Raw genomic sequence first — 19,782 nt, 5'->3', positions numbered from 1 at the left:
TGGAATGGACAATACCTAGATTTTTTATTCCCGAACAATATCTTTTATTCACGTTGATATTCCATTTTGTTCATGTAGCGGCTTGCTCACGTAGAAAGGCGCGCAAGGCTTCCTGCTCGGCAGGGCTGGCGGCGGCAAAGATGCGCTGCACCTGTTCCAGCGGCGAGCCCGCTACCGGCAGGTTCAAATGCTCGGGCAGAATCTCGTCGCCGCTGCTGACGAGCAAGGCAAAGTGAATGACGTTTTCCAGCTCGCGGGTATTGCCCGGCCAGCTGTGGTGTTCCAGCACCTTTTGCGCCGCATCGCTGATCAGCGGCACCGGCAGGTCCAGGCGCTGGCTGTAGATGCCCAGGAAGTATTCGGCCAGGGACAGGATGTCGCCGACGCGCTCGCGCAATGCGGGCAAGTCCAGCTGGCCTTCGCTCAGGTAATGGAACAGGCGCTCATGAAACTTGCCGGCCGCTACGGCCTGGGCGAGGTCGATGCTGGTGGCCGCCACCAGCCGCACATCCACCGGGCTTGGCTGGTGGGCGCCGACGCGAGTGACTTCGTGATTCTCCAGGGCCGCGAGCAGCTTGACCTGGATCGGCAGTGGCAAGTCGCCAATCTCGTCCAGGTACAAGGTGCCGCCATTGGCCGAGCCGAACCAGCCGGCCCGGCTGCTGGCCGCCCCGCTGTGGGCACCGGCGGCGTAGCCGAACAACTCGGCGTCGGCGTAAGTCGGGCTGATGGCGCCGCAGTTGACCGAGACAAACAAGCCAGTACGGTCGCTGCCCCGATGGATATGCCGCGCCAACAGCTCTTTACCGCTGCCGGTCTCGCCGCGAATCAACACGGGCAAGGCGCGCGGCGCGAGGTTTTCCAGATCTTCGCGCAGCTGGCGCGAGCGCGGATCGACAAACACCAGGGCCTTGGCGCGGATGCTCAGCGGGCTTTTTTCGGCGTCGGGGAAGGTCAGCAGGGGCTGACCGTAGGTTTCATGCAGACTCATGGCAGGCTCCCGCCCCAAATCCACTCAGGGACGGGGCGTTGAAAAAAGGTCAGGCAGTGCGCCGGGCGTGATGCTCGAGGCGGCTTTGCAGGCGATAGAGGTAAGCGAAGCCCTGCTCCCAGCGCTGGTGACCGGACTTCACATTGATATGCCCGGCCCCCGAGAGGATTCCGGCTTCGGCGCCCCAATTGCGCGCCAGCTCCAGCGCCCGAGGGGCACTGACGGCGCTGTCGTTGTCGGAACTGACCACCTGGCTGGGAAACGGCAGCAGGTCGGTCGGGATCGGGGCGAAGTTGCGCAAGGCGGGCGAGCAGGCCGGGCGTTCGACATCGGCCGGGGCCACCAGCAAGGCGCCGCGCACCTGCCGCAAAAACTGCACGGGTGCGGTGGCGGCCCAATGAGCCACTGTGATGCAGCCCAGGCTATGGGCGATCAGGATCACCGGCGTGCTGTCGGCGGCGATGGCCTCGGCCAGCGCGGCCACCCAGTCTTCGCGGCGTGGCGTCAGCCAGTCGGCCTGCTCCACGCGCGCGCTGTTGGGCAGGCTGTTTTGCCAATGGGTTTGCCAATGATCTTCTGGCGATCCTTGCCAGCCCGGCACGATCAGATAACGAATCGACTCGCTGTGCATGGGTGTGCCCTCCTGCAGCGTTTAACGTTGCTGATCAGTATAGGGACGCGGTTTATATTCGTTAAGGAATAAGAAGCTATTTATTAATAACCAAAAGACAGATGCAAGTTGCACGCTGAAAGCAACAAGTTGAAGAGCAAAAAAAAGGCCGCACCCTGCCAAGGAGACGGCCAAAAAATTGTCGAGGCATTTGAAGCTAACGTGCGGTAATCACCGACAACTTGGTAATGCCCGCGCGCTCGATAGACGCCATGGCTCGCGCCACTTCGCCGTAGTTCACACCATCATCGGCCTGCAGTTGCACCCGCACATCGGGGTCCTTGGCCTTGGCCGCCTGCAGGTTGAATTCCAGCAGGTCCGGCTGGATTTCGTCCTTGTTGATAAACAGCTTACCGGCGCCGTCGATGCTCACCACCAGCGGGTCCTTCTGCTCCACCGGGGCCACGGCCTCGGTCTTGGGCAGGTTGATCGGGATCGCGTTGGTCAACAATGGCGCGGTGACGATAAACACCACCAGCAGTACCAGCATCACGTCCACCAGCGGCGTGACGTTGATCTCGCTCAGCACCTCATCACTGTCTTGCGTGGAGAAGGCCATCTCAGGACGCCTCCTTCACTTTTTGCGGGTTGCCGGCGGCGTTTTTGGTCAGGGCCGGGTGCAGCAGCACGCGGAAGGAGTTCTTCTGCGCCAGGCTGTAGAAGTCGTGGGCAAAGTCGTCCAGGTCGGCAGCCGTGAGCTTCAGGCGACGCAGGAAATAGTTGTAGACCAGCACCGCCGGTACGGCGACGGCGATCCCCACACCGGTGGCGACGAGGGCGGCACCAATCGGGCCGGCCACGGTTTCGAGGCTGGCGGAACCGGCCGCGCTGATGCCCTTGAGCGCTTCCATGATGCCCCACACGGTGCCGAACAGACCGATAAACGGCGAGGTGCTGCCGATACTGGCGACCACGGCCAGGCCGGTTTCCAGAGAGCGGCGCTCACGCACGATCTGCTGGCGCAGGGCGCGTTCAAGACGGTCCTGATGGTTGATCGCCTGGCTCAGGTCGGCAGCATGCGGCGCATCGCCAACCTGGATCGCGGCATAGCCGGCCTGGGCTACGCGGGCAGCAGCGCCGGGCTGGGTTTCAGCCAGTTCTGCCGCCGAGTCCAGGCTGGATGCCGCCCAGAACTGCTTATGGAACTTGCGATCCTGCGCCTTGAGGCGACCGAACTGCACGCCCTTGAGCAGGGCCAGGCCCCAGGTGGCGACCGAAAAGACCACCAGCAGCCAGATCACCGCGCTTTCGATGGATTCAAGTGGAGATGCTAATGCCATGATGTTTTCCCTCTGTGCAGGTCGCGGCGTGTGCAACACACCGCAGCCGAATAGTTAGTGAATCTTGAAATCGATCGGTACGCTGACCCAGCCGTCCTGGGCGACATCGCCCTGCTTGGCCGGCACGAAACTCCAACGTTTCACCGCGGCCAGTGCGGCGTCGTCGAGTTGCTGGCGACCGCTGCTCTTCTGGATCTGGATCTCGCCCGGCTTGCCGCTGGCCAGTACATGCACCCGCAGCAGCACGGTGCCTTCCCAACCGCGACGCTGGGCCAGTGACGGATACTCCGGCGCCGGGTTCTTCAAGTACGCCGCGTTCGCTGAAGCGGGCGTTACCGGAGCCGGTGCAGGCGGAGCCACTGGCGCCGGGGCCGGTGGTGCCGGCGTGGGCGGCGTGGGCGGCGCAGGCGGTTGCTCGACCGCCTTGGGTGCAGGTTTCGGCTCAGGCTTGGGCACAGGCTTCGGCTTGGGCTTTGGAATCGGTTTGGGCGGCGCCGGCTTGGCAGCCAACTCGTCCACCACCGGTGGCGGTGGCTCGACCACGGGCGGCGGCGGTGGCGGCGGAACAGGCGGTGGCGGCTCGACCACCGGCGGTGCCGGCTGGGAAAATTCGATGGTCATCGGCGGAATTTCCGGCGGCACAATCGGCAGCACCGGGGTGGGCTTCTGGCTCATCCAATAAATCACCGCACCGTGCAGGGCCAGTACCAGCAACCCGAGCAGGATCCCTTCGCGACGGCTCGAAAAGCGCTTCGGGGTTTTCTGCAGACGCAATTGCCCCAACGGCGCGCGGTGCGGCCGGCCAAGGTCGACCAACTCACCACTCGGTGCCTGGCGCCATTGCGCCTCTTGTGCACTGGCGGCGGTCTGGACATTGCCCATTGATTCACTCCCTACGGTTTTGAAACAAAAAAACCGACAGGCCTGCCTGAGGCCGTCGAGGGCTGAATCATCGGGGCCAGACGCTTATCTCTTAAAGTAATCTTTAAAGTTATACATAGATCCAAACTGAATAAACGAAACATTCGAAAACGCCGAAGCCCCGTCCTGCGGGGCTTGGCGCCACCGCGCGATTTTCTGATGCTTTACAGGCATAAAAAATATTCAGAAAAGGCATGGCTCAAGCGGGGCTGTTTGCACACAAATCGAGCAATTGACGCTGCAAACTCTGTCCCGCCGCCCCCAGGCCCGTGCGGCCGTACAGCGCCAGTCGCACACCTTCCACCGGCGGCAAGCCGCTGTCTGCAGCCACTATCACATGCCCGGCCTGCACCACGCGGCGGGGCAACAGGCTGATGCCCAATCCTGCCGCCACGGCTGAACACACACTGGCCAGGCTTGCGCTGGAATACCCGATGCGCCAGCGCCAGCCGCCGACTTCCAGGTGTTGGAGCATCTCATTGCGGTACAGCCCGCCCACTGGGAAGGCCACCAACGGCAACGGATCGCGGCCCAGAGACGGCGTGCTGCGGCTGTCGACCCAACACAACGGCTCGGGCCACGAGGCCAGGCAGTCGGCGCTGTCGCCCATCTGCTTGACCAACAACACATCGAACTCACCGCTGCGGTACTGGCGCTGCAATTCCGGACCAAGGCCGCTGGTGACCTCCAGGCGCACCCGCGGAAATGCCTGCACAAACGCCGAAAGCAATGGCATCAGGCGTTCGGCGGCAAAGTCTTCCGGAACGCCCAGGCGCAGCACGCCGTCGCTTTGCTGGTTGATCAACACATCGGCGGCTTCTTCGTGCAGCGCGAGGATGCGCCGCGCATAGGCCAGCAGGCGCTCGCCCTCCGCCGTGGCCACCACATGGCGCTGGTCACGGTCCAGCAACTGGCACGCCACTGCTTCTTCCAGGCGGCGGATCTGCTGGCTGACAGTCGACTGGGTCAAGTGCAGGCGCTCGGCAGCGCGGGTGAAATTGCCGCAGTCCACCACGGCGACAAAGCTGCGCAACAACACGGGATCAAACATCGCTGTCACCATTGCGTTTGCCACTGATTGGCATGGTTATATTTAATTTCAGAATACCTCAGCGGCTGGCCATACTTCACCCCTGCATTCTGCCCAGAGGCCTCCATGACCGACGATCATCAGCACCTGCAACGCGCCATCCGACTTGCACAAGCGAACGTCGCCCAAGGTGGCCGGCCCTTTGGGGCGGTGTTGACGCGCAATGGCGAAGTGCTGGTGGAGGCCGTGAATGAAATCCACCTGACCCAGGACCCCACTGCCCACGCCGAGCTACTGGCGATCCGCGCCGCAAGCCGGCAGCTCGGCGCGCGCCTGGACGGTTGCGTGATCTACGCCAGCGGCCAACCCTGCCCGATGTGCCTGAGTGCCATGTATTTGTGCGGTGTCCAGCGCGTAGTGTTTGCCGCCAGCAATGAAATGGCCGAGCCGTTCGGCCTGTCGACGGCGGCGATCGGGCAGCAGGTGGGCTTGCCCTTGAGCGAGCAACGCCTGCCGATTCAGCACCTGCCGGACGCGGCGATGACCCAGTTGTACCACCAGTGGAAAACCTTGCATGAGCCTGAATAAATCCCTCGCCGGCTGGGGCCTGCTGGTGGTGCTCGGCCTGAACCTGCGGCCGATCCTCAGTTCCATCAGCCCGTTGCTCGGCGAGATTCGCCAGGCCACCGGCTTGAGTTTCCAGAGCAGCGCCCTGCTGACCAGCCTGCCGGTGGTGTGCATGGGCCTGGTGGCGCTGGTGGGGGTGCGCGTGGAGGCACGCCTGGGTGAGCGGCGTGGCATCGCCCTGGGCCTGATGATGATCCTGCTGGCGTGCCTCGCGCGCTGGCTGATGGGCCAGGGTTCGGCACTGCTGGTCACGGCACTGCTGGGAGGTGCCGGTGTGGCGTTGATCCAGGCATTGGTGCCGGCGATGATCAAGCGCGAGTTTCATCACCGTGTGCCGGTGGCGATGGGCGTGTATTCGGCCTCGCTGATGGCCGGTGGCGGGCTGGCGGCACTGCTCAGCCCGGTGGTGGCCACGCACTTCCAGCAATGGCAGGCGGGGCTCGGCGTGTGGCTGCTGCCGGCGCTGGGGGCGTTGCTGTTGTGGGCCTGGTTGCCCCTCGGCGCGGCGCGAAATCCTCAGGTGGCGCCGGCGTTCCAGGGCCTGCGCAATCGCCGCGCCTGGCTGCTGGCGCTGTATTTCGGCCTGGTCAATTGCGGCTACATGAGCATGGTGGCGTGGCTGCCGGCCTACTACCAGCAACTGGGCTGGGGCGTGTTGCCCAGCGGTTCGTTGCTGGCGTTCATGACGATCTTCCAGGTGATCGCCGCGCTGTTGATGCCGGTGCTGGCGCAACGCGGGATCGACCGCCGGCCCCTGCTTGGCATCAGCCTGCTGGCGCAGACCGTGGGTTACCTCGGCCTGAGCCTCGCGCCGCAGGACTATCCGCACCTGTGGGTGGCCTTGTGCGGTTTCGGCCTCGGTGCGTGTTTTGCCCTGAGCCTGCTGCTGACCCTCGATCACCATCGCGACCCGCGCCAGGCCGGGCAACTGGCGGCCTTTGTGCAGGGCGTGGGGTTCTTGATCAATGCCCTCTCGCCCTGGCTGACCGGCTGGCTGCGTGAGCTGACCGGCAGCTTCGTCAGTGCCTGGGTCGTGCTGACCGTGACCGTGGTGACGATGCTGGTGGTGACGCGGGTGTTCAGTCCGGCGACCTACCGCACGGCCCCCGCTCTATAGATATGCATTTAAGATCTAGATAAAACAATCAAGCTTCGTTGACGGAATAAGCAGCCGCCTTAAAATCCCGGTTCTCCTACAGGATGCCGGGCACACCATGGATCTTCGCCAACTGCGCTACTTCATCGCGCTCAACGAGCACCGCAGTTTCGTGCGCGCGGCGGATGCCATGGGTATCACCCAGCCGGCCTTCAGCCGCAGCATCCAGGGCCTGGAGCAGGAGTTCGGCTGCGTGCTGGTGGATCGCGCCAACAAAGACTTGCGCCCGACCCCGGAAGGCCAGGTGGTGCTGCAACACGCGTTGAGCCTGGTGCAAGGCGCAGCGCTGCTCAGCCATGAGGTCACGCGCATGACCAAGCTCGACGCCGGTGAAGTGCGCCTGGGCAGTGACGCCGTGGCAGCGGTGAACCTGGTGCCCCAGGCCATGGCGCGCTTTATCACCACCTACCCCAAGGTGCGCACCGCGTTGCAGGTGGATAACTGGGAAAAACTCGGGCGCAGCCTGAACCGCGAAGAGATCGAATTCTTTATTGCCGATGTGCGCCATTTCGAAGCCGACCCGAATTTCCAGACCCAGGCCCTGACGCCGCGCCGCAGTGCGTTTTTCTGCCGCGACGGGCACCCGCTGCTGGCCAAGGACAGCCTGTCCACCAACGACCTGTTCGGCTACCCGCTGGCCACGCCGCTGATCGCGCCCGGCATTCGCAAGCTGTTAGCCAATCTGAGCGGGCGCGTCGACTTTGCGCCTGCCATCGAACTCGAGCAGTTTGCCGCGCTGGCCAGCATCGTGCGCCAGTCGGACGCCATTGGCCTGGGCGCCGAAGAAGCCTTCGTCGACGCCTTTGCCCGCGGTGAATTGCGCGTGTTGCACTGGCGCAACCTGCCCCACGCCCTAGACAGCCTGAGCAACCGCTGCGGCGTGATCAGCCGCGCTGGGGTGCGCTTGTCGCCTGCGGCGAAGGCGCTGATCGAGACGCTGCTGGCGGTGGAAAGCCAAGCCGATTGGCCCGCGCAAACGTCCCGAAATCATTGAATCGCACGCCCATCTCGGCCATGACTTTATGCGCCACCTTGGCCGTCATCTGGCGGATGTAGAACGGCTCCTTCACCACAAAGTGGTGGATGCCGTGGGTGCTGCCGAAGTTGAAGCAGAACGCCTGCAACGGCCACAGCCACCAAGGGTTCAACACCTGGGTTTGCTCGATCACGTTGCCCAGCTCCACATCGCCGTAGTAGTGCATGTTGGAGCTGACAAAGTGCAGGCAAAAGGTGCGCAGCACGTTGGGGCCGATGATCACCACGGCGGCGATATCGATGACCTGCATCATCTGCACAGTGCTGGCCGACCAGTCGATGGGCGTGCCCATCACGCTGGCGATGCCGTTGGCGGCATGAAAGCCGAGGAAGACGTACCAGGCACCCCAATGCAGCAGCGCCAACGGCGCGTACACCAGCAATGAGCGCTTGAGGATGCTGAGTTTGTGCTTCCAGGTCTTGGCGCGCAGCATGCGGATGAACGCCGACATGATGTTGTCCCCGACCATCAGCAGCCGCGCGATGCCCCAGGGCTCGCCGTTGGTGATCGCGCGTTCTTCCATATCGGTCTCGGTGCCCGACACCTTGTGATGGTTGAGGTGCAGATGCCGGCGGATCCACGGGTTGATCGTGCTCGGCCGCGCCAGCCACACCAGGCCCATCATCAGGTTGTGGGGCAGGCGCTGCTTGCGAAAGTACATGCTGTGGATCAGGTCGTGTTCCAACTCATGGGTCAGTGAGGCCAGGAAGGCATTGAGCAGCAGGCACACCCACCAGGCCATGTGCCCGGTGATGTACAGCGCCGCCGAACCGACCATGCCGAGCAGCGCGAAGGCCAGGATGCCCGCGCCCAACGCGTCCTGATGCAGCAGCCAGGGGTGCTGCCGGCGCAACCGGACGCCTTCGGCGAGCACCACTTCACGGATATGCGCCGAGCGCTGTTGCGCGTTCATCTGCTGGGGACTTGCAGAAGTACCGTCCATGCTTCCATCCTCTTGTTCATTGATGGCTACATCCTGCACCAAGCCCTCTTGCCGGACGCTAGCCGCACACGCCAACCTGTTGACCGCAAGCGCCAATCGTCATGACCGAACCCACGTCCCTCGTCAGCTGGACCCGCGCCCTGCGCAAGCAGCTCGACGCCCTGGGCCTCGACAGCGCCGCACTGTGCACTGAGGCCGGACTCGACCCGCAGCAGATGGACGACCCGAATGCGCGCTACCCGCTGTCAGCCACCACGCGGTTGTGGGAACTGGCGGTGCAGGCCAGCGGCGATCCGGCGATTGGGCTGCGGGTGTCGCGGTTCGTCAGCCCCACCACGTTTCATGCGTTGGGGTATGCCCTGGTGGCCAGCGGCAGCCTGCGCGAGGTGTTCGAGCGCATCGTGCGCTATCACCAGGTGGTCAGCGATGCCCTCGCGCTTGAGCTGAGCGGCGACGGTGAGCGTTACCGTTTTCGCCTGCTGCAACCGCCCGGCAGCCCGGCGCCGGCGCTGGAAGCCATCGACGCGTTTGCCGCGATCTACGTGCGCACCTGCCGCAACCGCCTGGGCCGCGACTATGCACCGTTGGCGGTGTACCTGCGCCGACCACCACCGGCCGATCCCACGCCGTGGCACACGGTCTTTCGCGCGCCGGTGTTCTTTGCCGCCGAGGAAGACCGTATTGAATTCGCCGCGCACGATTTCGACAGCCACCTGGACGACGCCAACCCGGAACTGGCTGAGCACAACGAAACCGTACTCAAGCGCACCCTCGCGCAGCTGCAACCGCTGACCTGGGAGCGCAAGGTCCGTGCGACCATCGAGGCGCAATTGCCCGACGGCGAACCGAGTGCCGAGCGCGTTGCCCAGGCCTTGCACTTGAGCCTGCGCAGCCTGCAGCGGCACCTGGCGGATGAGGGTTGTCGCTTTGATGCGTTGCTCAATGAATGCCGGCAGAACCTGGCCTTGCTGCACCTGCGCGACCTGCAGTGCTCACTGGCCGAGATCAGTCATTTGCTCGGCTTTGCCGATACCAGCAGCTTCAACCGCGCCTTCAAGCGTTGGACGGGGATGACGCCGGGGCAGTTTCGGGATGGCTTGCGCTAAGTAAATCTGTGGTGTGTGTGATGGCCCCTTCGCGAGCAAGCCCGCTCCCACAGGGGATTGCATTCCAAATGTGGGAGCAGGCTTGCTCGCGAATGCGATGGACCAGACGCCCCCTACCCTGATCCTTCAACGCCGCATCGCGGGCAAGCCCGGCTCCCACTTTTTGATCGGTGAACACCTGCCAATGTGGGAGCAGGCTTGCTCGCGAAAGCGATGGATCAGACGCCCCCTACCCTGATCCTTCAACGCCGCATCGCGGGCCAGCCGGCTCCCACATTTTGATTTGTTAACACCTGCCAATGTGGGAGCGGGCTTGCTCGCGAAAGCGATGGACCAGACACCCCTTACCCTGATCCTTCAACACCTCATCGCGGGCAAGCCCGGCTCCCACATTTTGATCTGTGAACACCTGCCAATGTGGGAGCTGGCTTGCCTGCGATAGCAATGGCTCAGGCACTAGAGTTGCCGGCTCCGGTCCCGCCGAAGCAGCTTTTTCACCCGCGCCACCAACGCCTTGCTCTCGAACGGCTTGAGCAGGTAATCATCTTCATGCAGCTCCAGGCCGCGCAGACGGTCTTCAATCCCGCCTGGCGTGGTCAGGAACAGCAGCGGCGTGGCGCCCTTCTGCCGGATCGCCTGCTGCAATTTCCAGGCATTCAGGCCGGGCAGCATCACGTCCAGGATTACCAGGTCGTACTCGGTGCTTTCGACAAAACGCTGCGCCGCCATGCCGTTGGCGGCGACTTCCACGCTGTAGCCCGCCTCGTTCAAGCCCTGGGCCATCCGCTGTGCCTCTTCGGATTCATGTTCCACTAACAGCACGCGCATAACACACCTCGATTGATCAGGTGTGCAGGCTACCACCCTCAGGTCTGCGCCGCCTCCCGGAGCCGCCGGGCGTCGAGGATTTCGATCTCGCCGTACCCCAGGCGCACGACGCCCTGGGCTTGCAGGTCCTTGAGCAAGGCGTTGGTGGTCTGGCGCGACAGGCTCAACATCGCCGCGAGGTCTTCCTGGGGCAATTGCAGCACGCGTCTGGAGTGCTCGATATCGCCATAACCCTCGACGATCATCAACAAACGATGAGCCAGGCGCACCGAGGCCGGCATCAGGCTCAGTTGCTCCAGGCCGATAAAGCTCAGGCGCAGCTTCTGGCTCATCAGCAATGCGAGGTCGCGCCAGTAACGGGGGTGTTCATCGAGAATTTTCAACAGCGCCTGCTGCGGCACCTGCAACAGCGTGCACGGCCCGACAGCGCAGGCGTCGTGGGTGCGCGGCAAACCGTCGAACAGGCAGATTTCGCCGAACCAGTAGGGCAGCTCCACCAGGCTCAACACTGCCTCCTTGCCGTGCTCATTCACCGCACTGACGCGCAGCGTGCCCTCAAGCACCGCATACAGGCCACAGGGCGGATCACCGCGCTTGAACAGGTACTGCCCCGGCGCCAGCTGGCGCAACCGGGCATGCGCCAGCAGGCTATGCTGAAACGGTGCGGGCAGGTGGCTGAACCAGTGACCGGTGGCCAACCGGGAGCGCCATTGCTCTACGTCCATGCGAACTCCGAAGATTGTCGCCCAGCTGACAGTTAGTCACAGGCGGACAGGGCATGATCAAACATCCTACAGGAGGAACAACAATGAAAAGCCTCGTCGACCACCTCAGTCAATACGCTGCCTACCACCGCGACCCGCGCAATATTGCCAGCCACTTTATCGGCATCCCGTTGATCGTGGTGGCCGTGGCCGTGCTGCTGTCACGTCCCGAATGGCCGGTGGGCAGCTTGTGGCTGTCGCCGGCGGTGCTTGTCGCGCTGTTTTCGGCGTGGTTTTACCTGCGCCTGGAACTGGCACTGGGTGTGCTGATGACGGTACTGATGGGTTTATCCGTGTGGGCCGGGCATGTGCTGGCGGCGCAAAGCACGCTGGTGTGGCTCAGCAGCGGTATTGGGATGTTCGTGGTGGGCTGGGTGATTCAGTTTGTCGGGCACTATTACGAGGGCAGGAAGCCGGCGTTTGTGGATGACGTGTCGGGGCTGATTGTGGGGCCGCTGTTTGTGGTCGCGGAGCTGGCGTTTTTGCTGGGGCTGCGCCAGGGGCTCAAGCAGGAGATTGAAGAGCGGTCGGGGCCGGTGGTACGCCGGGATCTAAAGCCTGGCGAGGCCTGAATGTGGGAGCGGGCTTGCTCGCGAATGCAGTGTGTCAGTCAGTACATGGGGTACTGATAGACCGCATTCGCGAGCAAGCCCGCTCCCACAGTGGGTGTTGCGGTGCCCTCAGGCTTTTTGCCAGACCTTGGGCTTGAAGAACAACGTCTCACCGCGCGCCAAGCCGGTCAGGCTGTCGTGATCCTTGACCACTTCAGCTTCGATCAGCTCGCTCTGGCCTTCCACCTTCAAGGTCACCCGCGTGGTAGCGCCAAGTGGGCGAATGTCGCGCACTTCAGCCGCATGGTGATCTTCGAGTTCATGCCGCGACAGCGATACTTCATGCGGGCGGAACAACACGTGCTTGTCTTCCCCCAGGTGCAGGCGGTTGGAGTCGCCGAGGAAGTGGTAAACGAAATCGCTGGCCGGGTTTTCATACACTTCGCCCGGTGAGCCGATCTGCTCGATCACACCCTTGTTCATCACCACGATACGGTCGGCGACTTCCATCGCCTCTTCCTGGTCGTGGGTCACGAACACCGAGGTCAGGTTGATGTCTTCGTGCAGGCGCGCCAGCCAGCGGCGCAGCTCTTTACGCACCTTGGCGTCGAGAGCGCCGAAAGGTTCGTCCAGCAGCAGCACTTTCGGTTCCACCGCCAGGGCGCGGGCCAGGGCGATACGCTGGCGCTGGCCACCGGAGAGTTGCTCCGGGTAGCGATCCGACAGCCAGTCCAGCTGCACCATGTTCAACAGCTCATGCACCTTGACCGCGATCTGGCTTTCGCTCGGGCGCTGGTTTTTCGGCTTCATGCGCAGGCCGAAGGCGACGTTGTCGAACACCGTCATGTGGCGGAACAGCGCGTAGTGCTGGAACACAAAACCGACGTTGCGATCACGCACATCGTGGCCGGAGACGTCTTCACCGTGGAACACGATGCTGCCGTCATCCGGGGTTTCCAGGCCTGCAATGATACGCAGCAAGGTGGTCTTGCCGCAGCCGGACGGGCCAAGCAACGCCACCAGCTCGCCACTCTGGATGTCCAGATTGATGCTGTTCAGGGCCTTGAAGGCGTTGAAATTCTTGCTGACATTACGGACTTCGATCGACATGACTTATTCCTCAGCCGCACTGGCACGCAGGCGATTAATACGGTTCTCGCTCCACTGCTTGAGCAGCAGGATGAAGAGCGCCAGGATCAGCAACAGACTCGCCACCGCAAACGCAGCGACGTGGTTGTATTCGTTGTAGAGAATCTCGACGTGCAGCGGCAGGGTGTTGGTCACGCCGCGAATGTGGCCGGACACCACCGACACTGCGCCGAACTCACCCATGGCCCGTGCGGTACACAGCACCACGCCGTAGATCAGGCCCCATTTGATGTTCGGCACGGTGACATGCCAGAACATCTGCCAGCCGTTGGCACCGAGCAGGCGCGCGGCCTCTTCTTCCTGGGTGCCCTGCTCCTGCATCAGCGGGATCAGTTCACGCGCAACGAAGGGCACGGTGACAAAAATGGTCGCGAGCACGATGCCGGGCAAGGCGAACACGATCTGGATGTCATGGTCTTGCAGCCATGGGCCGAAGAAGCCCTGGGCGCCGAACATCAGCACATAGACCAGGCCCGCGATCACCGGCGAGACCGAGAACGGCAGGTCGATCAGCGTGACCAGGATGCTTTTGCCACGGAACGAGTACTTGCTCACGCACCACGCGGCGCTGACCCCGAACACCACGTTGAGCGGTACCGAAATCACCACGGCGATGACCGTGAGTTTCAGCGCCGACAGCGCGTCGGGTTCGAGGATCGCGGTGAAGAACGCGCCGAGGCCATTCTTCAGCCCCTGGGACACCACGATAAACAGCGGCAGCAGCAGGAACAGGAAGAACACCAGCCAGCCGAGACTGATCAGGATGCGTCGCGACACCGCGCTGCCACGACGGGCAGCGTTGGCCGAGGACGCGGCGGAAATAGACGATTGGGACATGTTCCGCGCCTCCTTATGGGTGTTCGATGCGACGCTGCAGCAAGTTGATCAGCAGCAGCAAAATAAAGGAAACCACCAGCATCAGCACACCGATGGACGTGGCGCCGTGGTAGTCGTACTGGTCGAGCTTGACCATGATCAGCAGCGGCAGGATCTCGGTTTTCATCGGCATGTTGCCGGCGATGAAAATCACCGAGCCGTACTCGCCGACGCCACGGGCAAAAGCCAGGGCGAAACCGGTCAGCCAGGCAGGCAGCAGCGCGGGCACGAGGATGTAGCGGAATACTTGCAGCGGCTTGGCGCCCAGGCAGGCGGCGGCTTCTTCGATTTCCCGGGGGATATCGGCGAGTACCGGCTGCACGGTGCGCACCACGAACGGCAGGGTGACGAACGTCAGCGCCAGGGTGATGCCCAGCGGGGTGTAGGCGATCTTGAAGCCCAGGTCAGTGGCGAACTGGCCAACCAGGCCGGTCGGCGTGTACAGCGCCGTCAGCGCGATACCGGCGACGGCGGTGGGCAGGGCGAACGGCAGGTCGATCATCGCATCGATGATCTTGCGTCCGGGGAAGGTGTAGCGCACCAGCACCCAGGCCAGCAGCGTGCCGATCACGCCATTGATCAGCGCGGCATACAGCGCGGTGCTGAAGCTCAGTTTCAACGCCGCCAGCACGCGCGGTGCGGAAATGATGTTCCAGAACTGATCCCAAGTGAGTTGAGCGGCGTGTACAAACATCGCCGCGAGGGGGATGAGTACGATCAGGCTGAGGTACACCACGGTGTAGCCCAGCGTCAGCCCGAAGCCGGGTATGACGGGGGAAATACGACGCGACATAAGAGTCCTTGGTTAGCGGGTAGATACCACTGTAGGAGCGCGCTTCCTGCAGGAGCTGGCGCTTCTGTGGGAGCCGGGCTTGCCCGCGATGCAGGCACCTCGGTGTATCAGTCGCACCGAGGTGATGCTATCGCAGGCAAGCCCGGCTCCCACACCAGCCCAGCTCCCGCCGAAAGGCGGGCTCCTACCGGTAGTTTGGCTTACTGCGCCGTGTAGATCTGGTCGAACACGCCACCGTCATTGAAGAATTTCGGTTGGGCAGTTTTCCAGCCGCCGAAGTCTTTGTCGATAGTCACCAGGTCCAGTTTCGGGAACTGCTGGGCGTATTTGGCGGCAACTTTTGCATCGCGTGGGCGGTAGAAGTTCTTCGCCGCAATCTCCTGGCCAGCCGGGCTGTACAGGTGCTTGAGGTATTCGGTCGCGATCTCGGTATTGCCCTTTTTCTCGGCGTTCTTGTCGACCACGGCCACTGGCGGCTCCGCGAGGATCGACAGGGAAGGCACGACGATGTCGAACTTGTCAGCGCCGCCGTCTTCTTTCAGGGCCAGGAACGCTTCGTTTTCCCAGGCCAGCAACACGTCACCCTGACCGTTGTTGACGAAGGTGATGGTCGAGCCACGGGCGCCGGTGTCGAGGATCGGCACGTGCTTGAACAGCTCTTTCACGTATTCCTGCGCCTTGGCTTCGCTGCCACCGGATTTCAGGCCGTAGGCCCAGGCGGCGAGGAAGTTCCAGCGCGCACCGCCGGAGGTTTTCGGGTTCGGGGTGATCACCGAAACGTCTTTCTTGATCAGGTCGCCCCAATCCTTGATGCCTTTAGGGTTGCCCTTGCGCACCAGGAACACGATGGTCGAGGTGTACGGGGTGCTGGCGTCCGGCAGGCGGGTCTGCCAGTTTTCCGGCAGGGTCTTGCCCAACTTGGCGATTTCGTCGATGTCGCCGGCCAGGGCCAGGGTCACTACGTCGGCGCGCAGGCCGTCGATCACTGCCCGACCTTGCTTGCCCGAGCCACCGTGGGATTGCTGGATCTTGACGTTGTCACCTGGGTGGGACTGTTTCCAGAAGTTGGTGAACTCAGCGTTGTAGTCCTGGTACAGCTCACGGGTCGGGTCGTACGAGACGTTGAGCAACTCGTAGTCCTTGGCAACAGCGGAACCGGCAAACACGGCACTGGCCAGGGCGGCCAGGGCATAACGGCGAATCGACGACATAGAAGGCTCCTGAAATTCTTGGGTGTTGGCTTTTTCTTATAGTTGCGGGTCTAGCATGCGAATCGCCGTTTTTGCTTAGCTCGGTTTGTTACCCGGGTTCTGCAAACGGAATTTTTCTTTGCGTTCGATCTGTACCACTTGGGCGTTGTGCACAGTAATTTCCACCGCGCCAAACCGCAGATCGCGCAGGGCGCTCTGGATCTCACGCAAAATGGCTGCTTCGTCCTGGCCGTCGACGCTACGTAGAGATGCGCTCATGGTCTCGCTCCTGAAATGAATAGTGCCTCGCAGTGGCGGCACTGCTTGCGGCGTGAGGGCGATAGTAGATAAGCAGGGATATTCTTAAAAATACTATTTAAGAATGTTTATATAACCAGAAAGAATTTTCTGGTGGGACGTGGGGTTGCGAGGACTTTGGCCATGAAAATACTGACGCACAGGCGTCGCTGAACCCTGTGGGAGCCGGGCTCGCCCGCGATGGCGGTGTGTCAGGCGGCGAATATTTCGCCTGACAGTTCCTCGTCGCGGGCAAGCTCGGCCCAGACATTGACCGCGGTGTGCCTAACGAATGGCAGGGGCCCTTGCCCAATCAATCTCCTGCGCCGGCATCGGCCGCCCGAACCAGTAACCCTGCCCCAGGTCGCACGCCTGCTCCAACAGAAACCGTGCCTGCTCCACCTGCTCGATCCCCTCGGCGTGCACTTGCATGCCCATGCTCTTCGCCAGGGCGATCACCACACGCACAATCGCCGCGTCATCCTCGTCCCCCGGCAGCCCGGCGACAAAACCCTGGTCGATCTTGAGCTTCTGCACCGGCAGGCGCTTGAGCCGCAGCAACGAGGAATAGCCGGTCCCGAAGTCGTCGATGGCCAGGCGCAAGCCCAGCTCACGCAGGCGATGCAGTTGTTCCAGGGCCACTTCAGGGTCGTCCATCACCGCGCTTTCGGTGACTTCCAGCTCCAGGAAGGCCGGGTCGAGGCCGGTTTGATGCAGCACCTGGGCGACCTGCTCGTACAGTTCGCGCCGGGCAAACAAGCGGCTGGACACATTGATCGCGATAAAGCTCAACGGCGTACCCTCGGCCAGCCACTGGCACATCTGCCGACAGGCGTGGTGCATCACCCAGCCATCGATGTCGGCAATCAGCCCGGTGCGCTCGGCGATGGGGATGAATTCGCCCGGCGGCACCAACCCGCGTTCCGGGTGTTGCCAGCGCACCAGCGCCTCGACGCCGATCAGCCGGCTGGTGTGCAGATCGTGGACCGGCTGGTAGTACACGCGCAGTTCCTGCTGGTCGAGGGCACGCCGCAGCTCACTGGCGATTTCCACACGGTTCTGCGCATGGGCGGTGAGTTCTTCGGTGTACAGCGCGTAGCCTTCACGCCCGGCGCTCTTGGCCTTGAACAACGCGGAGTCGGCGTTGCGCAGCAGCTGTTCGGCGCTCAGGGCGTCGTTGGGGAACAAGCTGATGCCAATACTCGCGCTGATAAAAAGTTGGTGACCGTCGAAAATGAACGGCTGCTTCATCGCCTCCAGCATGCGCTGCGCCAATGCGGCCGCCTGGACCACCTGCGGACAGCTTTCCGCGAGCACGGCGAACTCATCCCCGCCCAGCCGCGCCAGGGTCACGCCGGGCCCGAACAGGCCCTGCAGCCGCTCGCCGACCAGCTTGAGCAATTGGTCGCCGACGTTGTGGCCCAGGCTGTCATTGATGATCTTGAAGTGGTCGAGGTCCATCAGCAGCAGGGCGCAGCCGCGCTTGTGCAGTTGCGCCGAGGCCAGCGCCTGCTCGGCGCGGTCGGTGAACAGCAGGCGGTTGGGCAGGTCGGTCAGCGGGTCGTGATGGGCCAGGTGGGCCAGTTCGTGCTCGGAATCCTTGATGGCACTGATGTCGGAAAACACCGCGACGTAATGGCTGACGCGGCCCTGGTCATCGTGGATCACACGGATGGTTTGCCACTGTGGATAAATTTCACCGCTTTTGCGCCGGTTCCAGATTTCACCGCTCCATTCGCCGGTGCGTTCCAGGCTCTGGAACATCTGCTGGTAAAAATGCGACGAATGGCGTCCGGACTTGAACAGGCTGGGCTGCTGGCCCATGACGTCTTCGCGCCGATAGCCGGTGATCTCCATGAAGGCCCGGTTGACGTGCACGATCAGCCCCTGGGCATCGGTCACCAGCACGCCTTCACGCGTGCAATCAAACACTGCGGCGGCCTGGCGCAGGCGTTCGCGGTTTTCCTTGAGTGGCTGCTGCAGCTGATGCGCGCGGGCAAATCGCGCGCACATCAGGTAGATGGCCAGTGCGCTCAAGGCCACCCACACGTACCCGCGCACCTGCAGCCAGCGCCCCAACTCCCGCGGTTCATCGAGAAAGTTGATCAATAAATGGTTGCTGAGCTGGAGCCACACAATGGAAACCAGCAGGTATACCAGCCCTGCACGCAGGGCACCTCGGTATGAAAACAGCATATGGTCAGTAATCCTTACCCAAAAAACACAATCGCCCTACAAAGGCTGCGGATTATAGAATAAGAAACATCCAGTCACTCCTATCTGAAAGGGCTGCTGGTTTTCTCTGTAGGCTTAGTGATAATGCGTGAGCTGTTCTTTTCTTTTTCTGAGGGCCATACAGCCTATGTGGTACAACGGTTTTCTTGACTTGTCAGCCTGGCAACTGGTGGCAGTCACTCTGTTGATGACCCACGTGACCATCGTCGCGGTCACCGTCTATCTGCACCGCTATTCAGCCCATCGTTCCCTGGAACTCAATGCTGGCCTGAAACACTTCTTCCGCTTCTGGCTGTGGCTGACCACGGCGCAGAACACCCGCGAGTGGACCGCTATCCACCGCAAGCACCACGCCAAGTGCGAAACCGTCGATGACCCGCACAGCCCGGTGATCAAGGGCCTGTCCACCGTATTGCGCAAAGGCGCCGAGCTGTACCGCGCCGAGGCAGAAAACCCTGAAACCCTGCGCATCTACGGCAAGAACTGCCCGGACGACTGGATCGAACGCAAGATCTACACGCCCTACCCGCTGCTGGGCGTGGCGATCATGGGCGTGATCGACCTGCTGCTGTTCGGCACCATCGGCATCACCATCTGGGCGATCCAGATGATGTGGATCCCGTTCTGGGCCGCCGGCGTGATCAACGGCCTGGGGCATGCCGTGGGCTATCGCAACTTCGAATGCCGTGACGCCGCCACCAACCTGGTGCCGTGGGGCATCATCGTCGGCGGCGAAGAACTGCACAACAACCACCACACCTACCCCAATTCGGCGAAGTTGTCGGTGAAGAAGTGGGAGTTCGACCTCGGCTGGGCGTGGATCAAAGTGTTCAGCTTCCTGCGCCTGGCCAAGGTGCAGCGTGTCGCGCCGATCGCGCACCGCGTCGAGGGCAAGGGCCACCTGGACATGGACACCGCCATGGCGATCCTCAACAACCGCTTCCAGATCATGGCCCAGTACCGCAAGTTGGTGATTGGCCCGCTGGTCAAGCAGGAGCTGGAAAAGGTCGATCACTCGGTGCGCCACCAGTTTCATCGCGCGAAGCGCCTGCTGTCCCGCGAGACCAGCTTGCTGGATGACCGCCACCACGTGCGCATCCAGAGCATGCTGGAGCACAGCCATGCCCTGCAGGTGATCTACGAAAAGCGCCTGGCGCTGCAACAGATCTGGCTCAAGACCAGCTCCAATGGCCACGATATGCTCGCAGCCATCAAGGAATGGGTGCATGAAGCCGAGGCCAGCGGCATCCAATCCCTGCGCGATTTTGCCCACCAATTGAAGACCTACTCGCTGCGTCCTGCAGCCGTCTGAGAGTGCGGCGGGAGGGCCTTCCCTCCC

General features: G+C 62.5%; 21 protein-coding genes. 6 read left to right on the top strand and 15 right to left on the bottom strand.

All coding sequences use genetic code 11. The annotated features are described in order from the left end of the window. Window positions 1-70: 70 nt before the first annotated feature. The 6 genes from JFU04_RS00465 to JFU04_RS00440 all read right to left on the bottom strand — a co-directional run bounded on the left by JFU04_RS00465 (window position 71) and on the right by JFU04_RS00440 (window position 4,913). Entirely contained in the window at window positions 71-991 is a 921-nt protein-coding gene (locus JFU04_RS00465) for a sigma 54-interacting transcriptional regulator (protein ID WP_106805461.1), read from the bottom strand. A gap of 49 nt (window positions 992-1,040) precedes the next feature. Continuing rightward, complete coding sequence (locus tag JFU04_RS00460) at window positions 1,041-1,622, bottom strand: alpha/beta hydrolase (protein ID WP_065899566.1); 582 nt, start codon at window positions 1,620-1,622, stop codon at window positions 1,041-1,043. 196 nt (window positions 1,623-1,818) lie between these two features. Then, window positions 1,819-2,220: an ExbD/TolR family protein gene (locus JFU04_RS00455; protein ID WP_010565408.1), complete on the bottom strand. Its 402-nt coding sequence runs from the start codon at window positions 2,218-2,220 to the stop codon at window positions 1,819-1,821. A 1-nt stretch (window position 2,221) separates the two neighbouring features. After that, a complete protein-coding gene (locus JFU04_RS00450) occupies window positions 2,222-2,944 on the bottom strand; it encodes a MotA/TolQ/ExbB proton channel family protein (RefSeq protein ID WP_106805733.1) in 723 nt (240 codons plus the stop codon). Window positions 2,945-2,995: 51 nt separating this feature from the next. After that, window positions 2,996-3,823, bottom strand: a complete 828-nt coding sequence (locus JFU04_RS00445) for an energy transducer TonB (RefSeq protein ID WP_201143312.1) — start codon at window positions 3,821-3,823, stop codon at window positions 2,996-2,998. Window positions 3,824-4,061: 238 nt separating this feature from the next. Further along, the gene (locus JFU04_RS00440; protein WP_201143311.1) at window positions 4,062-4,913 is read right to left on the bottom strand and encodes a LysR family transcriptional regulator; all 852 of its coding nucleotides are present in this window, start codon (window positions 4,911-4,913) and stop codon (window positions 4,062-4,064) included. A gap of 105 nt (window positions 4,914-5,018) precedes the next feature. On the opposite strand from JFU04_RS00440, the gene JFU04_RS00435 reads away from it, so the two are divergent. The 3 genes from JFU04_RS00435 (at window position 5,019) to JFU04_RS00425 (ending at window position 7,669) form a co-directional block, all read left to right on the top strand. After that, window positions 5,019-5,480, top strand: a complete 462-nt coding sequence (locus tag JFU04_RS00435) for a nucleoside deaminase (protein WP_201143310.1) — start codon at window positions 5,019-5,021, stop codon at window positions 5,478-5,480. Continuing rightward, window positions 5,467-6,636, top strand: a complete 1,170-nt coding sequence (locus JFU04_RS00430) for a CynX/NimT family MFS transporter (RefSeq protein ID WP_201143309.1) — start codon at window positions 5,467-5,469, stop codon at window positions 6,634-6,636. Before JFU04_RS00435 ends, JFU04_RS00430 begins: the two co-directional genes overlap by 14 nt. Window positions 6,637-6,733: 97 nt before the next feature. Further along, the gene (locus JFU04_RS00425; RefSeq protein WP_083221306.1) at window positions 6,734-7,669 is read left to right on the top strand and encodes a LysR family transcriptional regulator; all 936 of its coding nucleotides are present in this window, start codon (window positions 6,734-6,736) and stop codon (window positions 7,667-7,669) included. On the opposite strand, the gene JFU04_RS00420 is transcribed toward JFU04_RS00425, so the two are convergent. Next, a complete protein-coding gene (locus JFU04_RS00420) occupies window positions 7,560-8,654 on the bottom strand; it encodes a fatty acid desaturase (RefSeq protein WP_065899555.1) in 1,095 nt (364 codons plus the stop codon). The genes JFU04_RS00425 and JFU04_RS00420 overlap by 110 nt on opposite strands. Window positions 8,655-8,755: 101 nt before the next feature. Here JFU04_RS00420 and JFU04_RS00415 point away from each other — a divergent pair, with 101 nt between their 5' ends. Beyond that, window positions 8,756-9,760 (top strand): AraC family transcriptional regulator, encoded by a 1,005-nt coding sequence (locus tag JFU04_RS00415; RefSeq protein ID WP_201143308.1) that lies wholly within the window; start codon window positions 8,756-8,758, stop codon window positions 9,758-9,760. 456 nt (window positions 9,761-10,216) lie between these two features. Here the strand turns inward: JFU04_RS00415 and JFU04_RS00410 are convergent, their stop codons facing one another. Beyond that, entirely contained in the window at window positions 10,217-10,588 is a 372-nt protein-coding gene (locus JFU04_RS00410) for a response regulator (RefSeq protein ID WP_065899553.1), read from the bottom strand. A gap of 38 nt (window positions 10,589-10,626) precedes the next feature. Then, window positions 10,627-11,313, bottom strand: coding sequence for a Crp/Fnr family transcriptional regulator (locus JFU04_RS00405; protein ID WP_201143307.1), 687 nt, complete (start codon window positions 11,311-11,313; stop codon window positions 10,627-10,629). 83 nt (window positions 11,314-11,396) lie between these two features. On the opposite strand from JFU04_RS00405, the gene JFU04_RS00400 reads away from it, so the two are divergent. After that, window positions 11,397-11,924, top strand: a complete 528-nt coding sequence (locus tag JFU04_RS00400; RefSeq protein WP_106805469.1) for an Mpo1 family 2-hydroxy fatty acid dioxygenase — start codon at window positions 11,397-11,399, stop codon at window positions 11,922-11,924. 108 nt (window positions 11,925-12,032) lie between these two features. Here the strand turns inward: JFU04_RS00400 and JFU04_RS00395 are convergent, their stop codons facing one another. From JFU04_RS00395 to dibA, 6 genes are all read right to left on the bottom strand, one after another. Further along, a complete protein-coding gene (locus JFU04_RS00395) occupies window positions 12,033-13,013 on the bottom strand; it encodes a sulfate/molybdate ABC transporter ATP-binding protein (RefSeq protein WP_065899550.1) in 981 nt (326 codons plus the stop codon). A 3-nt stretch (window positions 13,014-13,016) separates the two neighbouring features. Beyond that, window positions 13,017-13,889: a sulfate ABC transporter permease subunit CysW gene (gene cysW, locus JFU04_RS00390; protein ID WP_065899549.1), complete on the bottom strand. Its 873-nt coding sequence runs from the start codon at window positions 13,887-13,889 to the stop codon at window positions 13,017-13,019. Window positions 13,890-13,902: 13 nt separating this feature from the next. Then, window positions 13,903-14,721 carry a sulfate ABC transporter permease subunit CysT gene (cysT, locus tag JFU04_RS00385; RefSeq protein WP_065899548.1) on the bottom strand — a complete coding sequence of 273 codons (819 nt, stop codon included), beginning with the start codon at window positions 14,719-14,721 and terminating at the stop codon, window positions 13,903-13,905. Window positions 14,722-14,921: 200 nt separating this feature from the next. After that, window positions 14,922-15,932, bottom strand: a complete 1,011-nt coding sequence (locus JFU04_RS00380) for a sulfate ABC transporter substrate-binding protein (protein ID WP_053137687.1) — start codon at window positions 15,930-15,932, stop codon at window positions 14,922-14,924. 75 nt (window positions 15,933-16,007) lie between these two features. After that, window positions 16,008-16,190, bottom strand: a complete 183-nt coding sequence (gene oscA / locus JFU04_RS00375; protein WP_003170956.1) for a sulfur starvation response protein OscA — start codon at window positions 16,188-16,190, stop codon at window positions 16,008-16,010. A 303-nt stretch (window positions 16,191-16,493) separates the two neighbouring features. Continuing rightward, the gene (gene dibA, locus JFU04_RS00370) at window positions 16,494-18,404 is read right to left on the bottom strand and encodes a phosphodiesterase DibA (protein WP_201143306.1); all 1,911 of its coding nucleotides are present in this window, start codon (window positions 18,402-18,404) and stop codon (window positions 16,494-16,496) included. A 166-nt stretch (window positions 18,405-18,570) separates the two neighbouring features. Between dibA and desA the strand changes: the two genes are divergently transcribed. Further along, entirely contained in the window at window positions 18,571-19,755 is a 1,185-nt protein-coding gene (desA, locus tag JFU04_RS00365; protein ID WP_065899546.1) for a delta-9 fatty acid desaturase DesA, read from the top strand. The last annotated feature ends 27 nt before the right edge of the window (window positions 19,756-19,782 follow it).

Origin of the sequence: Pseudomonas sp. TH21 (genome assembly GCF_016651025.1) — a bacterium.
In the GTDB taxonomy this organism is placed as follows: domain Bacteria; phylum Pseudomonadota; class Gammaproteobacteria; order Pseudomonadales; family Pseudomonadaceae; genus Aquipseudomonas; species Aquipseudomonas aylmerensis.
This window is presented reverse-complemented; position numbering and strand designations above follow the sequence as displayed.

Coding starts and splice junctions, on each gene's coding strand:
- JFU04_RS00465 (WP_106805461.1), bottom strand. CDS start 991: ATGAGTCTGCATGAAACCTACGGTCAGCCCCTGCTGACCTTCCCCGAC.
- JFU04_RS00460 (WP_065899566.1), bottom strand. CDS start 1,622: ATGCACAGCGAGTCGATTCGTTATCTGATCGTGCCGGGCTGGCAAGGA.
- JFU04_RS00455 (WP_010565408.1), bottom strand. CDS start 2,220: ATGGCCTTCTCCACGCAAGACAGTGATGAGGTGCTGAGCGAGATCAAC.
- JFU04_RS00445 (WP_201143312.1), bottom strand. CDS start 3,823: ATGGGCAATGTCCAGACCGCCGCCAGTGCACAAGAGGCGCAATGGCGC.
- JFU04_RS00440 (WP_201143311.1), bottom strand. CDS start 4,913: ATGTTTGATCCCGTGTTGTTGCGCAGCTTTGTCGCCGTGGTGGACTGC.
- JFU04_RS00435 (WP_201143310.1), top strand. CDS start 5,019: ATGACCGACGATCATCAGCACCTGCAACGCGCCATCCGACTTGCACAA.
- JFU04_RS00430 (WP_201143309.1), top strand. CDS start 5,467: ATGAGCCTGAATAAATCCCTCGCCGGCTGGGGCCTGCTGGTGGTGCTC.
- JFU04_RS00425 (WP_083221306.1), top strand. CDS start 6,734: ATGGATCTTCGCCAACTGCGCTACTTCATCGCGCTCAACGAGCACCGC.
- JFU04_RS00420 (WP_065899555.1), bottom strand. CDS start 8,654: ATGGACGGTACTTCTGCAAGTCCCCAGCAGATGAACGCGCAACAGCGC.
- JFU04_RS00415 (WP_201143308.1), top strand. CDS start 8,756: ATGACCGAACCCACGTCCCTCGTCAGCTGGACCCGCGCCCTGCGCAAG.
- JFU04_RS00410 (WP_065899553.1), bottom strand. CDS start 10,588: ATGCGCGTGCTGTTAGTGGAACATGAATCCGAAGAGGCACAGCGGATG.
- JFU04_RS00405 (WP_201143307.1), bottom strand. CDS start 11,313: ATGGACGTAGAGCAATGGCGCTCCCGGTTGGCCACCGGTCACTGGTTC.
- JFU04_RS00400 (WP_106805469.1), top strand. CDS start 11,397: ATGAAAAGCCTCGTCGACCACCTCAGTCAATACGCTGCCTACCACCGC.
- JFU04_RS00395 (WP_065899550.1), bottom strand. CDS start 13,013: ATGTCGATCGAAGTCCGTAATGTCAGCAAGAATTTCAACGCCTTCAAG.
- cysW (WP_065899549.1), bottom strand. CDS start 13,889: ATGTCCCAATCGTCTATTTCCGCCGCGTCCTCGGCCAACGCTGCCCGT.
- cysT (WP_065899548.1), bottom strand. CDS start 14,721: ATGTCGCGTCGTATTTCCCCCGTCATACCCGGCTTCGGGCTGACGCTG.
- JFU04_RS00380 (WP_053137687.1), bottom strand. CDS start 15,932: ATGTCGTCGATTCGCCGTTATGCCCTGGCCGCCCTGGCCAGTGCCGTG.
- oscA (WP_003170956.1), bottom strand. CDS start 16,190: ATGAGCGCATCTCTACGTAGCGTCGACGGCCAGGACGAAGCAGCCATT.
- dibA (WP_201143306.1), bottom strand. CDS start 18,404: ATGCTGTTTTCATACCGAGGTGCCCTGCGTGCAGGGCTGGTATACCTG.
- desA (WP_065899546.1), top strand. CDS start 18,571: ATGTGGTACAACGGTTTTCTTGACTTGTCAGCCTGGCAACTGGTGGCA.